Annotated in this window: 20 protein-coding genes, 1 tRNA gene and 1 pseudogene; 13 read left to right on the forward strand and 9 right to left on the reverse strand. The window is 69.5% G+C overall.

Annotated features, from left to right (window positions below):
* Window positions 1–2 precede the first annotated feature (2 nt).
* Window positions 3–1,202, forward strand: coding sequence for an ABC transporter permease (locus tag M0M48_RS00905; protein WP_257754032.1), 1,200 nt, complete (start codon window positions 3–5; stop codon window positions 1,200–1,202).
* Here the strand turns inward: M0M48_RS00905 and M0M48_RS30980 are convergent.
* Window positions 1,086–1,697, reverse strand: a complete 612-nt coding sequence (locus M0M48_RS30980) for an RNA polymerase sigma factor (RefSeq protein ID WP_374587127.1) — start codon at window positions 1,695–1,697, stop codon at window positions 1,086–1,088. The genes M0M48_RS00905 and M0M48_RS30980 overlap by 117 nt on opposite strands.
* On the opposite strand from M0M48_RS30980, the gene M0M48_RS00910 reads away from it, so the two are divergent.
* Window positions 1,593–1,838, forward strand: coding sequence for a hypothetical protein (locus M0M48_RS00910; protein WP_257754033.1), 246 nt, complete (start codon window positions 1,593–1,595; stop codon window positions 1,836–1,838). The genes M0M48_RS30980 and M0M48_RS00910 overlap by 105 nt on opposite strands.
* On the opposite strand, the gene M0M48_RS00915 is transcribed toward M0M48_RS00910, so the two are convergent.
* A complete protein-coding gene (locus tag M0M48_RS00915; RefSeq protein WP_215813088.1) occupies window positions 1,835–2,407 on the reverse strand; it encodes a TetR-like C-terminal domain-containing protein in 573 nt (190 codons plus the stop codon). The genes M0M48_RS00910 and M0M48_RS00915 overlap by 4 nt on opposite strands.
* 99 nt (window positions 2,408–2,506) lie before the next feature.
* Here M0M48_RS00915 and M0M48_RS00920 point away from each other — a divergent pair, with 99 nt between their 5' ends.
* The 5 genes from M0M48_RS00920 to M0M48_RS00940 all read left to right on the forward strand — a co-directional run bounded on the left by M0M48_RS00920 (window position 2,507) and on the right by M0M48_RS00940 (window position 9,765).
* Window positions 2,507–3,664 carry a phosphotransferase family protein gene (locus M0M48_RS00920; protein ID WP_257754034.1) on the forward strand — a complete coding sequence of 386 codons (1,158 nt, stop codon included), beginning with the start codon at window positions 2,507–2,509 and terminating at the stop codon, window positions 3,662–3,664.
* Window positions 3,661–4,836, forward strand: coding sequence for a hypothetical protein (locus tag M0M48_RS00925; RefSeq protein WP_257754035.1), 1,176 nt, complete (start codon window positions 3,661–3,663; stop codon window positions 4,834–4,836). The genes M0M48_RS00920 and M0M48_RS00925 overlap by 4 nt, the downstream gene beginning before the upstream one ends.
* Before the next feature lie 37 nt (window positions 4,837–4,873).
* Window positions 4,874–6,328, forward strand: coding sequence for an aldehyde dehydrogenase (locus tag M0M48_RS00930; protein ID WP_257754036.1), 1,455 nt, complete (start codon window positions 4,874–4,876; stop codon window positions 6,326–6,328).
* 88 nt (window positions 6,329–6,416) lie between these two features.
* Window positions 6,417–8,045, forward strand: a complete 1,629-nt coding sequence (locus tag M0M48_RS00935) for a succinic semialdehyde dehydrogenase (protein WP_215813084.1) — start codon at window positions 6,417–6,419, stop codon at window positions 8,043–8,045.
* A gap of 4 nt (window positions 8,046–8,049) precedes the next feature.
* Window positions 8,050–9,765 carry a GMC oxidoreductase gene (locus tag M0M48_RS00940; protein ID WP_257754037.1) on the forward strand — a complete coding sequence of 572 codons (1,716 nt, stop codon included), beginning with the start codon at window positions 8,050–8,052 and terminating at the stop codon, window positions 9,763–9,765.
* A 254-nt stretch (window positions 9,766–10,019) separates the two neighbouring features.
* On the opposite strand, the gene M0M48_RS00945 is transcribed toward M0M48_RS00940, so the two are convergent.
* Entirely contained in the window at window positions 10,020–13,178 is a 3,159-nt protein-coding gene (locus M0M48_RS00945) for an InlB B-repeat-containing protein (protein ID WP_257754038.1), read from the reverse strand.
* 103 nt (window positions 13,179–13,281) lie between these two features.
* Here M0M48_RS00945 and guaA point away from each other — a divergent pair, with 103 nt between their 5' ends.
* Window positions 13,282–14,874: a glutamine-hydrolyzing GMP synthase gene (guaA, locus tag M0M48_RS00950; RefSeq protein ID WP_257754039.1), complete on the forward strand. Its 1,593-nt coding sequence runs from the start codon at window positions 13,282–13,284 to the stop codon at window positions 14,872–14,874.
* Window positions 14,875–15,038: 164 nt separating this feature from the next.
* Window positions 15,039–15,308 (forward strand): hypothetical protein, encoded by a 270-nt coding sequence (locus M0M48_RS00955; protein ID WP_257754040.1) that lies wholly within the window; start codon window positions 15,039–15,041, stop codon window positions 15,306–15,308.
* Between the two features lie 101 nt (window positions 15,309–15,409).
* On the opposite strand, the gene M0M48_RS00960 is transcribed toward M0M48_RS00955, so the two are convergent.
* Complete coding sequence (locus M0M48_RS00960; protein WP_257759291.1) at window positions 15,410–15,565, reverse strand: hypothetical protein; 156 nt, start codon at window positions 15,563–15,565, stop codon at window positions 15,410–15,412.
* Between the two features lie 3 nt (window positions 15,566–15,568).
* On the reverse strand, window positions 15,569–16,120 hold the full coding sequence (locus M0M48_RS00965) for a hypothetical protein (RefSeq protein WP_257754041.1): 552 nt from the start codon (window positions 16,118–16,120) through the stop codon (window positions 15,569–15,571).
* A gap of 34 nt (window positions 16,121–16,154) precedes the next feature.
* Here M0M48_RS00965 and M0M48_RS00970 point away from each other — a divergent pair, with 34 nt between their 5' ends.
* Window positions 16,155–17,003 (forward strand): abortive infection family protein, encoded by an 849-nt coding sequence (locus tag M0M48_RS00970; protein WP_257754042.1) that lies wholly within the window; start codon window positions 16,155–16,157, stop codon window positions 17,001–17,003.
* Here the strand turns inward: M0M48_RS00970 and M0M48_RS00975 are convergent.
* Window positions 17,000–18,214, reverse strand: a complete 1,215-nt coding sequence (locus tag M0M48_RS00975; RefSeq protein WP_257754043.1) for a hypothetical protein — start codon at window positions 18,212–18,214, stop codon at window positions 17,000–17,002. The two genes, M0M48_RS00970 and M0M48_RS00975, sit on opposite strands and share 4 nt — an antisense overlap.
* A 332-nt stretch (window positions 18,215–18,546) precedes the next feature.
* Between M0M48_RS00975 and M0M48_RS00980 the strand changes: the two genes are divergently transcribed.
* Window positions 18,547–18,640 (forward strand) — tRNA-Leu (locus M0M48_RS00980).
* A gap of 101 nt (window positions 18,641–18,741) precedes the next feature.
* Here M0M48_RS00980 and M0M48_RS00985 read toward each other — a convergent pair.
* Both M0M48_RS00985 and M0M48_RS00990 read right to left on the reverse strand, forming a co-directional pair.
* Window positions 18,742–19,860 (reverse strand): DNA sulfur modification protein DndB, encoded by a 1,119-nt coding sequence (locus M0M48_RS00985; RefSeq protein ID WP_257754044.1) that lies wholly within the window; start codon window positions 19,858–19,860, stop codon window positions 18,742–18,744.
* Between the two features lie 244 nt (window positions 19,861–20,104).
* Window positions 20,105–20,338, reverse strand: a complete 234-nt coding sequence (locus M0M48_RS00990) for a helix-turn-helix domain-containing protein (protein ID WP_257754045.1) — start codon at window positions 20,336–20,338, stop codon at window positions 20,105–20,107.
* 98 nt (window positions 20,339–20,436) lie between these two features.
* On the opposite strand from M0M48_RS00990, the gene M0M48_RS00995 reads away from it, so the two are divergent.
* Both M0M48_RS00995 and M0M48_RS30985 read left to right on the forward strand, forming a co-directional pair.
* Window positions 20,437–21,051 (forward strand): hypothetical protein, encoded by a 615-nt coding sequence (locus M0M48_RS00995; protein WP_257754046.1) that lies wholly within the window; start codon window positions 20,437–20,439, stop codon window positions 21,049–21,051.
* Window positions 21,052–21,060: 9 nt separating this feature from the next.
* Window positions 21,061–21,168, forward strand: a pseudogene (locus M0M48_RS30985) (DUF2510 domain-containing protein); the annotation flags it as partial.
* A gap of 475 nt (window positions 21,169–21,643) precedes the next feature.
* Here the strand turns inward: M0M48_RS30985 and M0M48_RS01000 are convergent.
* Entirely contained in the window at window positions 21,644–22,438 is a 795-nt protein-coding gene (locus tag M0M48_RS01000; protein WP_257754047.1) for a hypothetical protein, read from the reverse strand.
* Window positions 22,439–22,465 lie beyond the last annotated feature (27 nt).

The raw sequence follows: 22,465 nt of genomic DNA on the forward strand, positions 1-22,465 counted from the left end.
TCGTGGCACGGCTCCGTCTGGCTGATCACAGCCGCCTTGCCTCGCGGGGCCTGCGGGGACACCCCCTCAGGTTCGCCCTCTCTGCCCTGGGCATCGCGATCGGGGTGGCGGCGATGGTCGCCGTGGCCGGCGTGACCCAGTCGAGCCGCGCCGAGCTCGATGACCTGCTTTCACGCCTCGGCACCAACCTGTTGCGGGTGGAGCCGACGCCGGACCTCCAGGGGACACCCACCAGGCTTCCGGCGACGGCCGAGATCATGCTGCGCAACATCGGGCCGGTCACCGATGCAAGCAGTGTCGGCGCCTTCGAGGACGTGGGCATCTACCGGTCGCCGTACGTCCCCAGTGGCAAGACCAACAGTGTCGTCGTCGCTGCAGCGGCACCCACCTTGCTCCGCACCCTCCGTGGACGTGTGGGCGAGGGACACTGGTTCACCCAGGCCAACACCGCATTCCCGACCGTGGTCCTCGGCAGTGCGGCAGCGGCGCGACTCGGCGTCGAGGCGCCCGGCACCCGGTTGTGGATCGATGGTCCCGGCAGCTCTCGGCCCGGTCAGTGGTGGGTGGTGGTCGGCGTCCTGCGGCCGCTCCAGCTGGCGCCCGAGCTCGACGGTGCAGCCTTGCTGCCGGGGCCGGCTGCCCGGACCTACCTCGGCTACGACGGCACCGGGACCGGGGTGTACGTGCGTGCCGACGAGCGTCAGATCGTGCCGGTCACCGAAGTGGCGGCCGCCACCGCATCGCCCCAACACCCGGACCAGGTCGGCATCGACCGGCCCTCGGATGCGCTCGCCGCGCAGCTGACCGCCGACGCGACGCTCAACCGCCTGCTGCTGGGATTGGCGGCGATCGGCCTACTCGTCGGGGGCGTCGGCGTCAGCAACACCATGATCATCGCCGTCATCGAGCGGCGTTCCGAGATCGGGCTTCGCCGCGCCCTCGGCGCGACCCGGGGAAATATCGCCACACAGTTCCTTGCCGAGTCGATGCTCATGTCGGCCGTGGGAGGACTGGCCGGTGCGTTGCTCGGCTACGTCGTCACCGCCTTCTACGCGCACTCCCAGGGTTGGACCGTCAGCCTGCCCCTATGGGTCGGGGCGGCGGCGGTGGCGGTCACAGCCCTCGTCGGAACCCTCGCCGGCGGGTATCCCGCGTGGAAGGCAAGCCGGGAGTCCCCGACAACCGCCCTCGCGACATCGTGACTCCGTGCGGGCGCGGCGCAGGCGGTCGATGGCTCGCCGAAGGCGCATCGACGCAGCCTTAGGAGAGACCTCCAGCACGTCCGCGATCTCGGCGGTCTTGAATCCGAGGGAGAGAAGGCCGAGGGCGCGTCGATCATCGGGGCGCTCCTGCGACAACAAGGCCTGCAGTCGATCGGAGAGGACTGCTTCAGCGGTGGGGTCGGTACTCGCGGGCGGGAGGGCCGTCTCGCTTGCGATCGCCTCAAGCAGCCGCCGCTCGCTTGCTGCCTTGCGCTCCGCGTTGCGGACGTGTCCGGCCGCGATGAGGAAGGCGAGCGCGCGAAGGCGCCCGAGGTCCTGGTCGTCGCCGGGAGACGGGGGGTCCTTGCGCCAGAGCGTGATCATCGTGTCGTGGGCGACGTCTTCGGCGCTGTCGGTGGGCAGTCGGCGACCGACGAACCGGACGAGCTGTGGAACCATGTCGCAGTAGAACGCCGCGAAGAATTCGCTGTCCATCCTGAGCCTCCCGATCGGCTGGCGCTCGGCTCCTGCTCGCCACCTCGCGACGAGAAGCTGGATCGCTGCGCCGGACCGACCTTACGGGAATTGCCTGCGGATGAGAACGAGATCTGCGGCGGTGCGGCTGCCCGCCTCTAGGGCCGCAGGCTCCGCCCCAAGGTCGCCGTCAGCCGCTCCACCCACGCGTCGTCGAGCTGTCCCGGCGTGAGCAGCACCCCCGAGATCACCGCGCCGATGATCAGCCGCAGCAGGTCGTCGGCCCGTGCGTCGGGGTGGGCCTCGCCGGCGACGACGGCCGCGCGCAGCCGCTCGTCGAGGGCCCGGAAGACGCCGGCGAAGCGCTGCATCATGGCGGCGTGCAGGTCGGGCCAGGTGCTGACCTCGGCGAGCAGGCCGGGCAGGGCGGCGGCGGCGACGGGGTCGCAGAGGGCGTCGCGGGTGCCGCGGACGATGCCGGCCAGGTCGGTGGCGAGGTCGTCGCCGAGGTGGAGCTCGCCGGCGAGCTCGCCGGGGAAGGCGGCCTCGTGGACGAGGTGGGGGAGGGCGGGCCAGCGGCGGTAGAGGGCGGGCTTGGTGGTGCCGGCGCGGGCCGCGACGGCGGCGACGGTGACGGCGGCGTAGCCGCCCTCGGCCAGCAGGGAGCGGACGGCGGCGAGCGCGTCCTGCTCGATCCGCGGGTCGCGCGGACGGCCGATTTTGGTCCCCATGAAGGCCTTCCCCTCTTTCGTTACCGAGGGTACCGTAATCGGCCATTGACAAGTTAGAACACGTTCTAACAGGCTGTGCTCACCCCCAGGAGGACCCCCGTGACCCAGTCCCCGTTGCCTGCCGACATCGCCGAGATGACGCTGCAGCGCTCCAGCCGCGACCAGGGCGCCGTGCACGACCGGCTCGAGGAGTGGCTCACCGGCGTGCTGCCCGAAGGCGCCGCGCCGGAGGTGACCCTCCACGACGGTGTGCAGACCAACGGCATGTCGAGCGAGACGGTCCTGCTGGCGATCACCACCACCGAGGACGGCGCTCGCGTCACCCGCGAGTACGTCGCCCGCGTGGCCCCGGCGGCCGGCGACCTCCCGGTCTTCGCCGAGTACCGCCTCACCGACCAGTACGACGCGATGCGTCTGGCCGGCGAGCTGGCAGGCATCCCGGTGCCCGCGGTCGGCCTCAACGAGCCGACCGGCGACGTGCTCGGCACCCCGTTCTTCCTGATGGAGCGTCTCGACGGCGCGGTCCCGCCCGACGTGCTGCCGTACCCGTTCGGCGACAACTGGCTCTTCGACGCCTCGCCCGAGCAGCAGGCGCAGCTCCAGCGCAGCACCGTCGACGTCCTGGCCCGGCTGCACGGCATCCCCGACGCCGCGACGACCTTCGGCTTCCTCGACCCCGCGGTCACCGGGCACGAGGGGTCGACTCCGCTCGCGCGCAACCTCGCCAAGACCCGCGCCTGGTACGACTACGCGATCACCACCGCGGAGGCGAGCCCGCGCTCCCCGCTCATCGAGCGCGGTCTGGCCTGGCTCGAGGCGAACCTGCCCGCCGAGGAGGGCGAGCCGGTCCTCGTGTGGGGCGACTCGCGCATCGGCAACATGATGTACCGCGACTTCGAGCCGGTCGCCGTCCTCGACTGGGAGATGGCCACCCTGGGGCCGCGCGAGATGGACCTCGCCTGGCTGGTCTTCGCCCACCAGGTCTTCCAGGAGATCGCGACCATGCTCGGCCTGCCCGGCATGCCCGAGTTCCTGGCGCCCGACGACGTCGTGGCGACCTATCGCGAGCTGACCGGCGTCGAGACCGGTGACCTCACCTGGTTCCTGCTGCACGCCGCGGTCAACTGGGGCTGCGTCTTCCTGCGCACCAGCGCACGCCAGATCCACTTCGGCGAGATCGAGCGGCCCGAGGACCCCGAGGCCGTCTTCCACCACCGACCGCTCCTCGAGCGGCTCCTCGAGGAGGTCGGCGCATGAGCACCCACCACGACCACGGCCTGCACGGCGAGTACTACGGCCTCGGCCCGCTCGACGAGTATCCGATCCACCAGCTCCCGCGCCCCGTCGCGTGGGCCGGCAGCAGCGACCGCAACTTCTACGACCGCTGCTATCTCAACGCGCACGACCGCACCGGCGACCTGTTCCTCATCACCGGTCTCGGCTTCTACCCGAACCTCGGCACCAAGGACGCCTTCGTCCTGCTGCGCCGCGGCGACGAGCAGACCGCCGTCCACCTCTCCGACGCCGCCGACCCGCGTGGCGCGGACCGGATGGCCCAGCAGGTCGGCAACTACCGGGTCGAGGTCGTCGAGCCGCTCCACAAGCTCCGCCTGGTGCTCGAGGAGACCGAGGGCATCGCGATGGACCTGACCTGGGAGGGCTCGTTCCCCGTCGTCCAGGAGCTGCCGCACGTCATGCGCCAGGGCACCGGTACGACGCTCGACGCGCAGCGCTTCGCCCAGCTCGGCACCTGGGAGGGCGTCCTCAGCGTCGACGGCACCGACATCGCGGTCACCCCCGACCGCTGGCTCGGCAGCCGCGACCGGTCCTGGGGCATCCGTCCCGTCGGCGAGGCCGCGCCCGCGGGCAAGCCGGCCGACCCGGCCTTCGAGGGGATGTGGTGGCTCTATGTGCCGCTGCGCTTCGAGGAGTTCTGCGTCGTCCTCATCATCCAGGAGACCCCGGACGGCTTCCGCACGCTCAACGACTGCACCCGGATCTGGCGCGACGGGCGGGTCGAGCAGCTCGGCTGGCCGCGCGTCGAGATCCGCTACACCTCGGGCACCCGCGTCCCGACCGGCGCGACCATCGTGTGCACCACCCCCGAGGGCAAGGAGCTCGTGCTGGAGGTGACCTCCAAGCTGCCCGTGCCGATCCACGTCGGCGGTGGCTACGGCGGCGACTCCGACTGGACCCACGGCATGTGGAAGGGCCCGGCGTTCACCGAGCGCCTCACCTACGACATGAACGACCCGGCCGTCGCCGGCCGGGTGATGTTCGGCGTGATCGACCACGTCGGCCAGGCCACCGTGCACGGCCCCGGGGCCGGCGTACCGGACGGCTCGGAGGGATGGGGGCTCTTCGAGCACGGCGCCCTCGGCCGGCACGACCCCAGCGGCTTCGCCGACTGGTTCACCCTCGCCCCCTGATCCGCACGACCCGCACCACCTCGACTAGGAGCACGACATGACCCTCGACCGCGACGCCCTCTTCATCGGCGGCACCTGGGCCACGCCCGCCACCGACGCCGTGCTGGAGGTGGTCTCGCCGCACTCCGAGGAGGTCGTCGCCCGCGTCCCCGAGGGCAGCGAAGCCGACATCGACGCCGCGGTCGCCGCCGCCCGCCGGGCGTTCGACGAGGGACCGTGGCCGCGGATGAGCCCGGCCGAGCGGATCGAGGTCGTGCAGAACCTCTCCGGCCTGTACGCCGCCAAGCTGGACGAGATGGCGACCATCATCTCCACCGAGATGGGCTCGCCCATCTCGTTCAGCTCGCTGGCCCAGGCGCCCGCGCCCTGGATGCAGATCGAGGCGTTCCTGGGCATCGCGCGGGAGTTCCCGTGGGAGGAGCGGCGTCCCGGCGTGCTCGGCGCGGATGTCGTCGTGCGCCACGAGCCGGTCGGCGTCGTCGCGGCGATCCCGCCGTGGAACGTCCCGCAGTTCACGATCCTGTCCAAGGTCGTCCCGGCGCTCCTCGCGGGCTGCACCGTGGTCGTGAAGCCGGCGCCGGAGACCCCGCTCGACGGCTACCTGCTCGCCGAGCTCCTGGTCGAGGCCGGCGTCCCCCAGGGCGTCGTCTCGATCGTCGCCGGTGGCCGCGAGGTGGGGGAGCACCTCGTGCGCCACCCCGGCGTCGACAAGGTCGCCTTCACCGGCTCGACCGCCGCGGGCCGCAAGATCGGCGCGATCTGCGGCGAGCAGCTCAAGCGGGTCTCGCTCGAGCTCGGCGGCAAGTCCGCCGCGATCATCCTCGACGACGCCGACGAGGCCGCCGCGATCGAGGGCCTGAAGTTCCTCGGCGTGATGAACTCCGGCCAGGCGTGCGTCGCCCAGACCCGGGTGCTCGTCTCGCGCGAGCGGCACGACGCCTTCGCCGCCGCCCTCGCCTCGGCGATCGGCGCCATGAAGGTCGGCGACCCGCTCGACCCGGCGACCGAGATCGGTCCGATGGTCGCGCAGCGCCAGCAGGAGCGGGTGGCGTCGTACATCCGGATCGGGCAGGAGGAGGGCGCCCAGCTGCTGGTCGGCGGCGAGGGTCGTCCCGAGGGTCTCGACCGCGGCTGGTACGTCCGGCCCACCGTCTTCGCCGGCGTCGACAACAAGATGCGCATCGCCCAGGAGGAGATCTTCGGCCCGGTCCTCTCGGTCATCGCCTACGACGACGTGGCCGACGCGATCCGGATCGCCAACGACTCCGAGTACGGCCTGGCCGGCACCGTGTGGACCGCGGACCAGGAGGCCGGCCTCGAGGTCGCCCGCGGGGTGCGCACCGGCACCTACGGCATCAACACCTACACGATGGACTTCGCGGCGCCGTTCGGCGGTTTCAAGGCCTCCGGGCTGGGGCGCGAGTTCGGGCCGGAGGGCCTGGCGCAGTACACCGAGGCCAAGTCGGTGTACCTCGCGGCGCCCCCGATGTAGTCCCTTGACATCAAGACGAGATGTGTAAAGCCACACATCCGTTACCGATCGGTAGCCGTAGGTGACCCTGCTCACCTACGCTCGTCACATGAGCGAAGCGATCCCCGGTTCCGGCGCCTCCGGCGGCCCCGTCGTGGAGGGCCCCCACGACCCCGAGCACGACCCCCGGGCGTCGTACGCCCTCGAGCCGGACTACGTCGCCCGGCTGACCGACCGGATCCTCGCGACGACGGGCCGGACCACCCAGGTCCACTCGCCGATCAACGGGGCGCCGGTGGCCAACATCCCGCAGTCGAGCACCGAGGACGTCGCCGAGGCGTTCCGGCGTGCGCGGGTGGCCCAGGCGGCCTGGGCGCGGGTCTCGATCGACGAGCGCTCGCGGATCCTGCACCGGCTCCACGACATCGTGCTCGACCGCCAGGACGAGATCATGGACCTGATCCAGCTCGAGTCCGGCAAGGCCCGCAAGCACGCCTTCGACGAGCCGCTGCACATCGCGCTGACCGCCCGCTACTACGCCCGTACGGCGCACCGCCACCTCGACACCGAGCGCCGGCCGGGCGTCGTCCCGGTGCTCACCCGGGTCGAGCTCAACCGGGTGCCCAAGGGCGTCGTCGGGATCATCTCGCCGTGGAACTACCCGTTCACCATGGCGCTGTGTGACGGCCTCCCCGCGCTGCTCGCCGGCAACGCCGTGGTCACCAAGCCCGACGCCCAGACCATGCTCTCGGCGCTGCTGGGCGCCCAGCTGCTCGAGGACGCCGGCTTCCCGCGCGACCTGTGGCAGGTCGTGGCCGGCCCGGGGCGTGAGCTCGGGACGCCGATCATCGAGCGCGCCGACTACATCTGCTTCACCGGCTCCACCGCGACCGGCAAGATCATCGCCAAGCAGGCGGCCGAGCGGCTCATCGGCTGCTCGCTCGAGCTCGGCGGAAAGAACCCGATCCTGGTGCTGCGCGACGCCGACATCGAGCGCGCGGCCGAGGGCGCGGTGCGGGCCTGCTTCTCCAACGCCGGTCAGCTGTGCGTCTCGACCGAGCGGATGTTCGTCGCCGACGCGGTCTACGACCGCTTCGTCGAGCGCTTCGTGGCCCGCACCAAGGCGATGAGCCTGGGCGCCACGCTCGACTGGGACGCCGACATGGGCACGCTCATCTCCGCCGACCAGCTCGAGACGGTCACCGCCCACGTCGACGACGCGGTCGCCAAGGGCGCCCGGGTGCTGGCCGGCGGCAAGGCGCGGCCCGACCTGGCGCCCTACTACTTCGAGCCGACGATCCTCGAGGGCGTCACCCCCGAGATGACCTGCTTCGGCAACGAGACCTTCGGCCCGGTCGTCTCGATCTACCGCTTCCACGACGAGGCCGACGCGATCGCGCGGGCCAACGACGGCGAGTACGGCCTCAACGGCTCGGTCTACACCCGCGACACCGAGCGCGGGCGCCAGGTCGCGCGCCAGATCAAGTGCGGCACGGTCAACGTCAACGAGGCCTTCGGCGCGACCTTCGCCAGCATCGACGCCCCCATGGGCGGCATGCGCGAGTCCGGCATGGGCCGGCGCCAGGGCGCCGAGGGCATCCACCGCTACACCGAGACCCAGTCGGTCGCCACCCAGCGGCTGATCCGCTTCGGGCCGATGCTCGGGATGTCCGACGAGGGCTACGCCAAGTTCATGTCCGCCTCGCTGCGGATCATGGACAAGCTCGGACGGGCGTGAACCGATGACCGACTTCGACTACGACGTCCTCGTCATCGGCTCCGGCTTCGGCGGCTCGGTCACCGCGCTGCGGCTGACCGAGAAGGGCTACAAGGTCGGTGTCCTCGAGGCCGGCGCGCGGTTCAGCGACGACGACTTCGCCGACAACTCCTGGGACCTCAAGAAGTACCTCTACGCCCCGTCCGCCGGCTGCTACGGCATCCAGCGCATCGACATGGTCAAGGACTGCCTGATCCTGGCCGGCGCGGGCGTCGGCGGCGGCTCCCTGGTCTACGCCAACACGCTCTACGAGGCGCTCGACCCGTTCTACACCGACCCGTCGTGGGCCCACATCACCGACTGGAAGGACGAGCTGGCGCCGTACTACGACCAGGCCAAGCGGATGCTGGGCGTGGTCACCTACCCGCGGATGACGCCCTCGGACGAGGTGATGAAGAAGGTCGCCGACGAGATGGGGGTGGGCGACTCCTTCCACGCCACGCCGGTCGGCGTCTTCTTCGGCGGTCCCGGCCAGGAGGCCGGCGCCCAGGTCGAGGACCCCTACTTCGGCGGCGCCGGGCCGCAGCGCAACACCTGTCGCGACTGCGGCGAGTGCATGACCGGCTGCCGGCACAACGCCAAGAACACGCTGGTCAAGAACTACCTCTACCTCGCCGAGCAGAACGGCGCCGAGGTGCACCCGCTGACCACGGTGACCCGGGTCCGGCCGCTGGCCGGCGGGGGCTACCAGGTCGACACGCGCTGGACCAAGGCCAAGCTCTCGCGGCGCACCGCCACCAAGACCTACACCGCCGAGCAGGTCGTCTTCTCCGCTGCCGCCCTCGGCACCCAGAAGCTGCTCCACCGGCTCAAGGCCGAGGGCGACCTGCCCCACGTCTCGGACCGCCTCGGTCACCTGACCCGGACCAACTCCGAGTCGATCCTCGGCGCGATCGCGCCCCAGGGCGCCGACGTCGACTACACCGAGGGCGTCGCGATCACCTCGTCGTGGCACCCCGACGAGCACACCCACATCGAGCCGGTGCGCTACGGCAAGGGCAGTAACGCCATGTCGCTCATGCAGACCGTGCTCACCGACGGCGACGGGCCCGACCCGCGCTGGAAGGTGTGGCTCAAGGAGCTGTGGAAGGAGCGCCGCCGGGTCCGCGACCTCTACGACGTCAAGCACTGGTCCGAGCGGGTCGTCATCGCCCTGGTGATGCAGTCGGTCGACAACTCGATCACGACCTTCCCCAAGAAGGTCGCCGGCAAGTGGATCCTGTCCTCCAAGCAGGGCCACGGCGAGCCCAACCCGACCTGGATCCCCGCCGCCAACGACGCCGTACGGCGGATGGCCGCGGTGATGGGCGGCGGCACCGCCGGCGGCACCATCGGCGAGCCATTCAACCGCCCGCTGACCGCCCACTTCATCGGCGGCTGCACCATCGGCGACAGCCCCGAGACCGGCGTGGTCGACCCCTACCAGCGGATGTTCGGGCACCCCGGGCTGCACATCGTCGACGGCTCGGCGATCTCGGCCAACCTGGGCGTCAACCCGTCGCTGACGATCACCGCCCAGGCCGAGCGGGCGATGGCCTTCTGGCCCAACAAGGGCGAGGCGGACTCCCGCCCGGCGCTCGGAGCGTCGTACGCGCGGATCGAGCCGGTCGCCCCGCAGGCGCCCGTCGTCCCGGACGACGCCCCGGCGGCCCTGCGGCTGCCCATCGTGGGTGTGAGCTGAGCGAAAGCTGATGCCTCGTGGGGCGGTCTCGGGAGATCCTGGGGCCGCCCCAGAACTTTTGTCGAAGTTGTCCGGACCCTGCGTAACCCACCCCACACGGGGTCGTTGAACTGAGCGAGCCCGGGAATTCACGCTCCCTCCCGAAGCCCGGGCTCGGTCCAGGCACTGTCCATCAGTTGCGTGGACAATCAGGGCCCGGCCACCCTCCCTCCCCGGCCGGGCCCTGGTGCGTTTTCCGGGCCGGCCGGTGGGGTTCAGCGCAGGCGGACGATCCGGTAGCCCATGGTCGGGTCGGCGGGGGTGAGCGCCGTCAGCGTCACCGTCACCGTCGCCGTCGCGCCCGCCGCGATGTCGAACAGCACATAGCGCGAGCCGCCGTGGGAGGCGTAGGTGTTGGTGGTGCTCCCGCCGGCGTCGAGGGCCGCCGTGGCGAGCGGGAAGCCGCCGAGGCCGCCGAACACGGACGGGAAGTCCCAGGAGGGCATCGTGAACGGCGGACTCGTCCCCAGCGGAGCCAGGCCGGCCCGGTCGTCGGTGAAGGCTGCGACGGCGAAGTCCTGCAGCCACGCGGCCGGGTCCGTGCCGAGGGCCGCGGCCAGGCGTCCGGTGCCCGTCTCCGGGCCGGTCGCGAGGGAGCGCAGGAAGGCGTTGCGGGCGCTCACGGAGCCGCCGGCCCGCCGGTCCGCCGCGTAGCCGAGGAAGGCCCACGCGCCGCCGCGGGTGGCCAGGCTCACGGTGTCGTCCGGCCCGAGGATCGGGTTGGCCGTCGGCGCCTGGAGCCAGGCGCGGTAGCGGCCGAAGTTCAGGTTCACGAAGCCGTTGAACGCGGCGACCCGAGTGCCGGCGTTCGGTCCGGTGGTGAGCATGCTCAGCCGGATGTTCTGCAGCGGATCGAGCCCGGTGGTGAGCGGGTAGAAGGCGGTCTCGATCGCCATGTCGGCGACGGCCTCGGCGAGCCAGGTGCCGTCGAGGGGAGTGCCGGCGGCGAGCCGCTCGCCGTCCATGATCTGGTGGGCGAGCTCGTGGGCGAAGGCCGCCGGCAGCTGACCCTTCGCGAAGCTCAGGGTGCGGACGTTGGAGTTGACGGCACCCGTCGGGTCGGGCGCCAGCGCGTAGACGACCTCGCCGACGTTGCTGGTGGCGCACTCGGTCTGCGTGAGCAGGTCACGCGGCAGGGCGCGGGCGATCTCGACCTGGCTGCTGGCCGGCGGGCTGAGCTCATTGACACCACGGGTGACGAAGACGACGACCCGGCCGTTCCGGTCGACGTCGGGGACGTCGCCCAGCACGTCGGTGACGGCGGTCGCGACGGCCTCGAGCGAGGCGAGCAGGTCGGCGTAGTCCGTGGCGTCGAATCCGCCCACCGGGTTCGCGTCGTCCGCGATGAGGACGACGTGGTCGCCGACGGCCCGGACCGTGGCGGCGGCGGCCGTGCCTGTGGTGCAGGTGTTCGACGGGTCGCGGTTGAGCGTCATCGTCTGCCCCACGGTGGGCACGGCGCCGGCCGGCACTCGTGCCGGCGGAGCGAGGGGGGTGTCCGAGGTGCTCTGACCGCGCCGGGCCTCGACCAGTGCGACGGCGCCGCGCCGGGCCGAGGCGTGCGGGTCGGCCGCGTTGGTGGTGCCGCCCGGAGCCACCGCGGCCCTTGCGGCGTTCCCGGTGACGCTCACCGTGAGCTGGGTGCCCTGCGGTCCGAGATTGGTGGGGATCAGGACGTACTCGGCGGTCGTGGCGTCCGGGTTGCGCAGGCTGACGGTGCGGGCCGTCGGGTCCGGCACGCTCCCGCTCGTGTGGCCCTGCGCCGCCAGCGCGATGCTGGTCTCGAACTCCGCGGTCACGGTGAGGTCGGCGACGACGGCGGCGTCGGTGCGCGGGTTGGCGGTGCTGCCGTCGTTCCAGCGGACGAACTGGAAGCCGGCGTCGGGGGCCGCGGTCACCGCGGTGGTGCCGGTCCCGTGGTCGACCGTCTGGTCGGCGTCCCCGGTCACGGAGCCGCCCGCTCCGGCCAGGTACCGCACCCGGTAGGTCTGCACGGCGAACTCGGCCGTCACCGACAGGTCGGCCGTGACCGGGGAGTCGGAGCGCGGGTTGGCGGTGCCGCCGTCGCTCCACCGGACGAAGCGGAAGCCCGTGTCGGGGACGGCGGTCACCGCGGTGGTGCCGGTCCCGTGGTCGACCGTCTGCGGCGTCGTCCCGCCGATGCTGCCGCCGGGGCCGGCGGCGTAGCTGACGGTGTGGGTGTCGAGGGCGAACTCGGCGCTGACACTCAGGTCGGCGGTGACGGCGGTGTCGGTGCGGGGGTTGGCGGTGCTGCCGTCACTCCAGCGCACGAAGAGGTAGCCGAGGGACGGGGTCGCCGTCACGGCGGGTCCGTCGGCGCCGTGCTCGACCAGCTGCGGTGCGCTCGGGCTGAGCGACCCGCCGGGGCCGGGGAGGTAGGTGAGGACGTAGGTCCGCGCGGCGAACACGGCCGTCAGCGTCGCGTCGGCGAGGACGGCGGTGTCGGTGCGCGGGTTGTCGGTGCTGCCGTCGCTCCACCGCACGAACGTCCGTCCGGCGTCGGGGACCGCGCTCACGGCGGTGCCGCTCGCGCCCCGGTCGATCCGCTGGTCGAGATCGCCGGTCACGGTGCCGCCCGGGCCCGCGACGTACTGCAGGCGGACGACGGTCCGCGCGAACTCGGCGCGCACGCTCAGGTCGGCGACCACGGCGGCGTCGGTGCGGGGGTTGGCGGTGCTGCCGTCGCTCCAGCGGACGAAGTGGTGGCCGGCGCCGGAGACGGCGGTGACGGGGGTGGCGTCCCGGCCGTGCGCGACCCGCTGGTCGGTGGCGCCGGTGAGGGCGCCGCCGGGGCCGGCGAGGTAGCGGACCCGGTAGGTCTTCGCGGCGAACGTGGCCGTCACCGTCAGGTCGGCGGTGACGGACCGGTCGGTGCGCGGGTTGGCGGTCTTGCCGTCGCTCCAGCGCACGAAGCGGTGGCCGGCGCGGGGGAGCGCGGTGACGGCGGTGCCGGCGCCGCCGTGGCGGACCCGCTGCTTCGTCGTCCCACCGAGGGTGCCACCGGCGCCGGCGCGGTAGGTGAGCGTGTGCCGACGCCCGGGGTCGGCGCCGGGAGCCGGCTCGAAGTCCGGGTCGGAGCCGTGCGGCCCGAGGCCCTGCGGCGACGACGGGGTGCCGGGCTGCCCCGGCTGACCGGGCTGCCCCGGGGATGCGGGGGCGCAGTCGGCGCTCGCGGCCTGCGCCTCGGTGGGCGTCAGCGTGCTCGCACCGGCGACGCCGAGCACCAGCAGGGCCGCCACCAGGACGCGCGTCGAGCGTCGGGGGAGGGTCAGCACGAGTCCGGCGGCCACGAGGAGCACACCGAGGATCACCAGGCCGGCGGCCGGACCGCCGGTTGCGGGCAGGCACGTCACGGGCGGGACGCTACCGCCTTTTAGTGAAGGCTCTTAATATCTGGGTACAAAGTCCCGCCCGGCCGGTTCGGGCGGTGCGGTGCGCCCTCGATACGATTCGGCCATGACGGCGGCCGCGGAGAACCAGCCCGAGCACGACCACGACCTGGTCCTGGTGGTGGACTTCGGGGCGCAGTACGCCCAGCTGATCGCCCGCCGGGTGCGCGAGGCGCGGGTCTACTCCGAGATCGTGCCGCACACCATGCCCGTGGCCGAGATGGTCGCCCGCAACCCCAAGGCGATCATCCTCTCCGGCGGTCCCTCCTCGGTCTACGCCGAGGGCGCGCCGACGATCGACCCGGCGATCTTCTCGGCCGGACCCGCCGTGTTCGGCATGTGCTACGGCTTCCAGCTCATGGCCGCCCACCTCGGCGGCACCGTGTCGGCGACCGGCGCCCGCGAGTACGGCCGGACCCGGGTCACCACCAGCCTGCCCGGCACGCTGCTCGCCGGCATCCCCGCCGAGCACAACGCGTGGATGTCCCACGGCGACTCGGTCAGCGCGGCCCCCGAGGGCTTCACGGTCCTCGCCTCGACCGAGGTCACCCCGGTCGCCGCCTTCGAGAACGTCGACCGCGGCCTGGCCGGCGTCCAGTGGCACCCCGAGGTGCTGCACTCCGAGCACGGCCAGAAGATCCTCGAGCACTTCCTCTGGGACATCGCCGGCTGCCGCCAGACCTGGACCATCGGCAATATCGCCGAGGAGCAGATCGCCCGCATCCGCGAGCAGATCGGCCCCGACGGCCGCGCCATCTGCGGCCTGTCCGGCGGCGTCGACTCCGCGGTCGCCGCGGCCATCGTGCAGAAGGCGATCGGCGACCGGCTCACCTGCGTCTACGTCGACCACGGCCTCATGCGCAAGGGCGAGACCGAGCAGATCGAGCGCGACTTCGTCGCCGCCACCGGCGCCAAGCTCGTCATCGTCGACGCCGAGAAGCAGTTCCTCGACGCCCTCGCCGGCGTCAGCGAGCCCGAGGCCAAGCGCAAGATCATCGGCCGCGAGTTCATCCGCGCCTTCGAGGGCGCCGAGCTCGAGGTGATCAAGGGCGCCCCCGAGGGCACCAAGGTCGGCTTCCTCGTCCAGGGCACGCTCTACCCCGACATCGTCGAGTCCGGCCACGGCGCCGGCACCTCGACCATCAAGTCCCACCACAACGTCGGCGGCCTGCCCGAGGACCTCGAGTTCGAGCTCGTCGAGCCGCTGCGTGAGCTCTTCAAGGACGAGGTCCGCGCCGTCGGCGCCCAGCTCGGCCTGCCCAGCGTCATCGTCCAGCGCCAGCCCTTCCCGGGCCCCGGCCTCGGCATCCGCATCATCGGCGAGGTCACCCGCGAGCGCCTCGACCTGCTGCGCGACGCCGACGCCATCGCCCGCGAGGAGATGACCGCCGCCGGCCTCGACGGCGACATCTGGCAGATGCCCGTCGTCCTGCTGGCCGACGTCCGCTCGGTCGGCGTCCAGGGCGACGGCCGTACCTACGGGCACCCCGTCGTGCTGCGGCCGGTGACCTCTGAGGACGCCATGACCGCCGACTGGGCGCGCCTGCCCTACGAGGTGCTCGAGAAGATCTCGACCCGGATCACCAACGAGGTGGCCGACGTCAACCGGGTCACCGTCGACATCACGTCGAAGCCGCCGGGCACCATCGAGTGGGAGTGAGCCTAGTGCTCTGACCTGCGCAAACGTGGTGTTTGTTGTACCTGTTGGTGTTCGTTCAGTGTAGCTGACGCCGCCGACTGAAGGGGCGATCGGGGTTGCTGCGATCTTGGGACACGGCTGGTTCGCTGGCAGGAAGTGTCGGACTTACATGCGACCCTAGAAACATGACCGAGTGGAGGCACGCCGTACCCGTCGACATGGCGAAGTACCACGTTGCGGACACGGCACGGGCAACTCAGGAGGCTGCGCGGTCAACTAAGGAGACCCGCGAACTCATCGAGCAGTTGGTCGAGCACTCGATCGCTAGCGCAAACGCGGCGGAGGTCCGAGAGCGGCAGATGCTCCGGTGGACTCAGGCGGGCGTCCTTCTCGCCGCGATCGCCGCCGTCGCCTCCATCATCGCGATCATCGTGACTATCGCCGTAGGCGGCTGAATACTTCCGGTCACAGCAGCTTGCGGAGCAGTCCCTTGGGCTCCGCCGCGTGACGGCGCCACCCGTCTCGACAAGCTGGTCGGGCTCGGCGACGGCACGCCCTACACGACATCCAGCCGTCCGCCGGGGAGCGGGTACTCGACGATCACCTCGAACCCCGCTGCCTCACCGGCGTCTCGGAGTAACTCAGTGAGTTCACGATTCAGAGCGTGCGCATCGTCCACGCCCAGAAGTACGTCGGCGACCGCCGACAGCACGTCTCACATCGAAATAATGCGCTGCGGGCTTGCGACCTTCACGTAGTGAATCGTTCGCCACTCACGGCCCTCGCGTCTCGCGGTCACGATCAGCTTCGCGTTCCCGCCGAGTTCGGGGTTGGTACGGGCGAGCACCGCCGAGAGTGTCTCCCCGGGCTGCACTGAGCCAAGTGCCGATTCGGGGACGAGTTCCTCGGAACGATTCAGTCCACGAATCAGGCGTTTCGTGTCGGCGTCATCCAGATCAGCCGCAACGATCACCTCGTCGTACGTGAGCGGGCCGTCGTTCCTGATCGTCACGTCGATGAGCGACGGCTTGTCGCGCTGACGCTTGCCGACGACCTCGAAGGTCGGTCGTTCTTCGACGTGCTGGCGCGTCTGCTCGCGGCTGTCGGCTGCGCGGGCGAGCGCGAGAGCCTCCGTCGCCATCGCGTTGGCGGCACTGGCCGCTCGCGCCTGTACTTCGGTTGCTTGCGCTTGCCGGTGAGTTCCCCACGCCGACCATCCGGCGGCGAGCAGGGCGACGACACTGATCGCGAGGGCGCCTATCTCCACGTCGAGAACCGTATCTGCCGACTAGCGTTTGGGTGTGGCGACGTTCAGCAAGAAGGTGCTCCGGCTTCTCCCGGAGGAACTCACCAACACGATCCTGCGCGACATCGACGCGCTCTTCGAGGACAACAAGATCCCGCTCGGCCCGCCACAACGCCTCGACAACGACACGAGTGAGCGCCGCGAACGGACCCGGCGCTACCTCGCCTCGATCGACTTCGTGAACCCGTCCCACGCCGCGAGGTTGACCGGCGTCTACAGCGACACTCTGCAACGGATTGCGACCCGCCGGAACGAGCCCGGATTCGAGCCTGCCTATCTTGATCGGTGGGTGCGAACTCTCCGGGCCGAGGGCTTCGAGGTGGACGAGACGACGTTCGCCGTCATGGACCCGAGCGGTCCGGCAGTGGGTTTCACTGCCGATGCACTGGCGGCGCTTACCGACGCGGGAGTGATCCACGATCACCTCGCCCGTCTCGGCGAGGCCGTAGACACCGACCCCCGGCTTGCTGTGAGCGCCGCGAAGGCGCTCATCGAGTCAACAGCCAAGCTGGTCCTCACCGAGCGGGGGAAGACCTACTCGAAAGCCGCAAAGGTGCCCGCGCTCGTGACCGCCGCGCAAGAATCGTTGGGCCTCGCCGCGAAAGCCGTCAGCGACGAGAACGCATCACTTCGACAAGTGCTCCAATCGCTCGTGACGCTGGCGCAGGGTGTGACCGAGATCCGCAATCAGGTCGGTGTCGATCACGGGGCCGAGAGCGTCCCGAAATGGGTCCGGCCCCGGCACGCTCGGCTCGTCGTCGGCGCGGCTCAGGTCTGGTGCCAGTTGATGCTCGAAACCCTCGCCGACGCCGAAGCGCCGTGGCGCAAGGAAGCCGCGCTCTAGTCCAGACCTAGCGCCTGCAGGAGGCCGGGAAGCGCGAAGTCCATGTTGACGTGGATGTCGTGCTGGTACTCGTGAGTCTCCAGCATCTGCTCGAAGCGGTCGTGCTGGAGCGCGTGCGCAAGTTCAAGGCGGAAGTCCTCGTCGTATCGCACGTCAAGGCCGGAGCCGATCCACGCGACCGCCTCCGGGTGCTCCTTCCCCAAGAACGCCTCGATCTCATCGAAGAGAGCGAAGACCTCGCTGATGTCCGTCTCCCCAGCGGGGATGAAGGAGAATATCGGACTCTCCCGGACCCGAGTCAGGCCGATCGGCACGGCCGCGTTCACCCCGGGAGTGTGCAGGTAGATGGTCGCGCCGTGGCCCTTCTCGAATCCCCCGTGGGAGTAGGGATTCCGCCACCGTTCCACGACGTCGAAGAGCCGCTGCCAGTACCGGCCCGCGTCGCCTTCCTTGCCGAAGATGCGATCCCACTTCTCGCCCCAGCGGGAGCCGATCATCTCGGTTAGATCGTCCTCGTCCGGGTCGAAGTCCGCGAAGGCGAGCGCCAGCACGAGGTCGTGTTCCAGCAGGCTCAGGAACGCGGAGATCGCCGCGACCATGTCGTGGAAGGAGTTGAGCTGCATCTCGGTCTGCCCACTCCGGAATGTCCTCCACGTACCGCCGCCGGGGCTCTCCCCAGACTCGTCCACATCCTCGATGTGCACAGGCTGCTCGGCACGCTCTCGGAAGTAGTCGTAGGCCCGGCGCAGCGACGCGTGCTGGTTGCGCACGGTGGCCGCCCCCTTGCCCAACAGATCGGGGGCAGCAGTGACGATGAGTCGTTCGATGGTGCGCATGGAGGACCGAAGCTGCTTCGTGATCTGCTTCTGCGTCTCTAGGGCCTCCTCTTCGGGGCGCTCAGTTCGGAGGTAGAGGCGCAGTCCGAACTTCTGGAACGCCAGGGAGCAGCGCTCGCCTCGGTAGGTGAAGTTCACCCACCACGCGACTTTCTCGCCCGGCCCGTACGCCGGGCACCCCACGAGGTTGAGCGCATACTTGAGGAGGAACGGGACCGGGGCATCGTCCGGGTCGATCGCCATGCGGTATGACGGGAACCCATCCCAGCGCGGGTCGTGTGTGTCGTCCGCCGCGACGACGCCGAAGTCGCGCAGCGCCGTCTGCTTGAGGCGCTCCGCAGCCTGGGTCTCCCCCGGTAGTGCTTCCACGCGCACCAGCATCTCCTGTCGCAGGCCCTCATGCAGCCGAGTTAGCTGTTCTGCAGGCTGACGAGTGTCGTCCCTCAGCAACGCGCGCCGCCGTCGCTGCAACGTCTGCAAGCACGAGTCCACCCCGGCGCGCGCCGACACCTTAGGACCAACGCTCAACTACTCGTCCTTCGAGCAGTTCGCAGCCGCGAAGCCTAGGTACACCGGTCCTGCGCAGTTCAACGTGATCGGCGTGGTCGTTGGTCAGGAATCAGGGGAACGAGCTGACGGAACCGCCCTGTTCAAACACACGTACCCTTGTCGCAACGCACGAACCCGTGCTATCCTGAGATAGCTCAGGCGGGGTGCCGGAGTGGTTTAACGGAGCCGCCTCAAAAGCGGCCGGATTTCCATAGACAAGAAGTCCCGTGGGTTCGAATCCCATCCCCGCCGCGAAGGAACGAAGGGGCGGCCCAGGCGGGCCGCCCCTTCGTGGCCGTTGACCGGCCGGATTTCCATAGACCCATACATTCAAGTCCACGTGGACAGGAAACTCAAGCTGCCAGCCCAGTACGGCGTAGGAGCTCTTCGGCCACGGCCTTGCGAGTCTGGAAGCTCATGCGCAGCGTCAGTCGTTCGTTGCCGGCCCGGTCCTCCGCCAGTACCAGCGCCCCGATCCGGGTCCACACCGGGTTCTCGTAAGAGAAGTAGTCGCGAGCGGCGCCGTCAATGTCGACTGGCTCGGCCAGCGGACCTAGCACATTTCGTGGGTCGAGGCCCGCCTGGCGAACCTTGTCGGCGATCGCAATGACTCCGTAAATGCTGAGAGCAGTACCCGCGATCGATGCTCCGCGAAGGGCCTGGCGGTCCGACTTGCCGAGCCGGCCGAACTCGGGCCGAACCTTGACGAGCTCGTCCCAAAACGACACGAGGAACTTTGCCTGCTCCTCCTCTTCGCTTTGCGTGATGGGCTCGCCGTGCCAGTTTGACTCCATCGCTTGAGTCAGGGTGTTGAAGGCGACCAGCTTTGAGCTCGAGGCTGAGACGTTGTTCTTGAGGACCTCGACGTTGTCGACTCCGAGGTGCCCGCTGTCAGTGAGCAGCATGCGGGCGATCCGCTTTTCGGCAGTGTCCTGGTAGGCGAACTTCGCAGCCGTGTCGTTCACCTTGTCGCCGCGCGTATTGTAGTCCGACCCGACTCTGGCGGCCAGGTCGTCGTCGGCCACCCAGATGCGCGTCGCGAATGTCGTCTCTGGGTTAAATGTCCCGAGCGGGTTGCGCGCCGCCTTTAGGATCGCGGTGATTCGGGATTGAGAGTCGACGGCGGTGTCGAAGCCGCCGCTCCAGACGATCATCGTCCAGTCGCCGTCTTCGTCCTGCCTCATCTCGAACTCGGCAGACGACGGGTCAAGACGGATGCTGAGGTTGCCCATTACTGCGTTGTTTTGTAGAAGCTCCTCGGCCCACCGGTCCACCTTGCGCTTCGTCTTGACTCCTTGCTTACCGGTCTGCCAGTCGGGACGGATGTTTCCCTTCAGGCGGAGGGCCCCGTCGCTCTCTGCTCCATCGAACCAGCGCCCAGTTACGACGGCCTCGTAGTGCTTCGTTCCCGCGTCGTCGACTTCTCTGAGATGCCGAACGACGATCAGCGGCTCGCCTTTGTGGTCGTTCACGGAGTCTCCTAACGTGCGATCAGTTGAACGTACGGACAGTCTGACACCGCAACGTGTTGATTTCAAGGGGTACGTGCAGTATGACTGGCCGCCGTGCTCAAGCTGTCACGGCTTCTGGTGATGACCCAGCTCGGGCCCACTTGACATGCATGTATCCCGCTGCCGTGTCGCCCTGCTGGGCTTTGAGCGTGGTCGCCGTGGTCGATCACCGGCGCAGACCGGCCGTGCCCGATAGGCCCGTCCGCTACTCGAACAGCTGTGAAACTCGCACGTGTAAGCCGGTAGCAATCTTGACGATGACGTCGAGCGTGGGGTTTCGGCCGCCGGTCTCGATCGCGGCGATGTAGCTGCGATGAAGCTCGGCCCGCTCGGCCAGCTCCTCCTGGGTCCAGCCGCGTTGGCGTCTCAGCTGCGCCACGCTCTCGCCGAACGCCCTGCGATGCGCCCGCTGCTCGTACGAGGCGGCACGTTTGGACACCAGTCGAGCCTCTCGACGTTCGACTGCAAAGTCCGTACTCGATAAGTAACAATCGCTGCGGCGAACGACACTGATAGGCGACAGGAACGAGGTCGAGCGTGAGCAGCAAGTGGACCGTTGCATTGATGGTCGGAGGTCCGGTCGCCGTCATCGCGGTCGTCTTCCTCGCACTCAAGATGATCGGCGGCAGTTCGGCGCCGGCGCTTGACGTGAGGGACCTTCCGATGGAGTTCGCCCTCGACGCCGAAGGGGACCGACCGGTGTTCCTCCCGCACTGTGACGGCAGCACGTCCATCCAGCGATACGCCGAGCCCGTTTCGGCTCAGCGGTTCATGACGAGCGACGAGACCCGATGGGTTCAGTTCGTAGTCGTGGAGAAAACCGACGACCGTCTGTTCCCGTCCTTGACGGACCTGATCCGGAACTGCAAACCGGAGAGTCGCGTGAGCACGACTCCCGACGCCATCGTGGCCGACTCCGTCGCCATCGAAGTAGCAACCGGGCCCGATCTCGGCGACGAGAGCCTTTGGTTCACCACCGATGTCAACACCGTCGTGGGTGGACCGTCGATCCCGTCAGACCTGCTTGACGACGAAGACGAATCTCCGTCTCCCGGGGTGATTGTCCGGACTGGAGACTTCGTCTTCCAACTGCGTGGCTACGGCGTGAGCTCGGAGGACCTGGCCGAACTTGCGGCTAGGGCAATGGACTGAGCTGACGACATGAGAGACGACGAAGTGCGGTCAGCAGGCTGGTACGCGGACTCATCGATGGCGAACACGCAGCGCTACTGGGACGGCCTGCGGTGGACCGACCACGTGGCGCCCATGAGGCCGGCCGCGAACGTCTCCGACGCCGGCAAGAAACTCCGACAAGGTTGCCGGCGGTGTACTGAAAGCACTGTTCGTGGTCGTGGTGCTCGTCGTTGGGTTCGGGATCCGTCCTGTTGTCCCTCTCTCATATCTGCTGAGGGTCCTGGGGCACTCCTGGGCGTATTGATGATTGGCGCTGCAGCAGCCATTGCCGCCGTCTCGAAACGCCCGAGAGAACGATCTCGCCCTTGGGCATGGTGGGAGCTGGCCATTCTCGCTGGGTTCGGTTTGGTGGTGCTCGTCGGCCTGATCCAGCTTGAGCAGAACCGCCAACGCGACGAGCGGCTCGGCGTCTGCATCTCCAGCGAGTACCAGGACTGCTGACGCTGTCGGGACGTCGCGGCGACGACCACGGGCGGCCGACGCCAGACATGTGTCTCCGAGTTCGGCGCTTGGATGGACAGGCCTGCGCGTTGCCGCCGGCTACCCGCGCTCAGTGCAGTGCCGACACGAGGTGAGCCACGCGGGCCTGATCGGGCATCGGCCAATAGAGGTACTCGGGCGAGAACAGGCAGTGCATCGCCCCGGCGGCCGACAGCTCCTCGACCACATCGAGCGGGCTGGCGACTAGGAGACCGAGCATTCGGAGCGCCGCGCGTGCCTTGAGAACTCCGGCGTCCCTAGTCAGGAATACGTCGGCACCCGACCGCAAAGCATCCCCGACCATGAGGCGGTCGTTGCCCCTCGGGAGGCGCTGAAGGAAGTAGTCGTCTGTGGCGTGCGTCGTTCGTTGGCGGCCGTGCTCGACACCCTCGTCGGTGAAGGCCAAGGCAGCGAGAAAGTGGCGCATGGCATGTCGTCGCTGAGAACGTCGTTCGGCTGACAAGGGCTTGCTCTTGCTGTCACGCAAGAAGAAGTCAGGGATTTGGAACCGAATGTCGCGGACGACCCACATTGCGATCAACAGTTGCAGCCCCTCCAGCTCCTCGCTGTCGCCCGTCGGCACCTCGCCTGGTAGGTCCTCGCCGGCCCAGAGTCGCCGGCCTTGCTCGAAGTAGTCGATGAGGAGATTCGTATCCCACGCGACGCGGAGGGGGCCTCTGCCCGTTCGGTTCGAGAACAGCGTCGGCGAGGTCTCGAAAACGAAGTGCGGACCCTCAGGCGCCGGCAGCAGGGGTGGAAGCGACAGATCACTGCTTCGAAGGCGAGCGACCATCGCATTCACGAGGCTGACCCCGTGCCCTTCGAGCGGATCGCTAAAGCTGCCGAGTCGGGTCACAGACATCACCGGGGGAGGCCCTTGGCCTCAAGTCTG

The organism is Pimelobacter simplex, from assembly GCF_024662235.1.
Lineage (GTDB): Bacteria > Actinomycetota > Actinomycetes > Propionibacteriales > Nocardioidaceae > Nocardioides.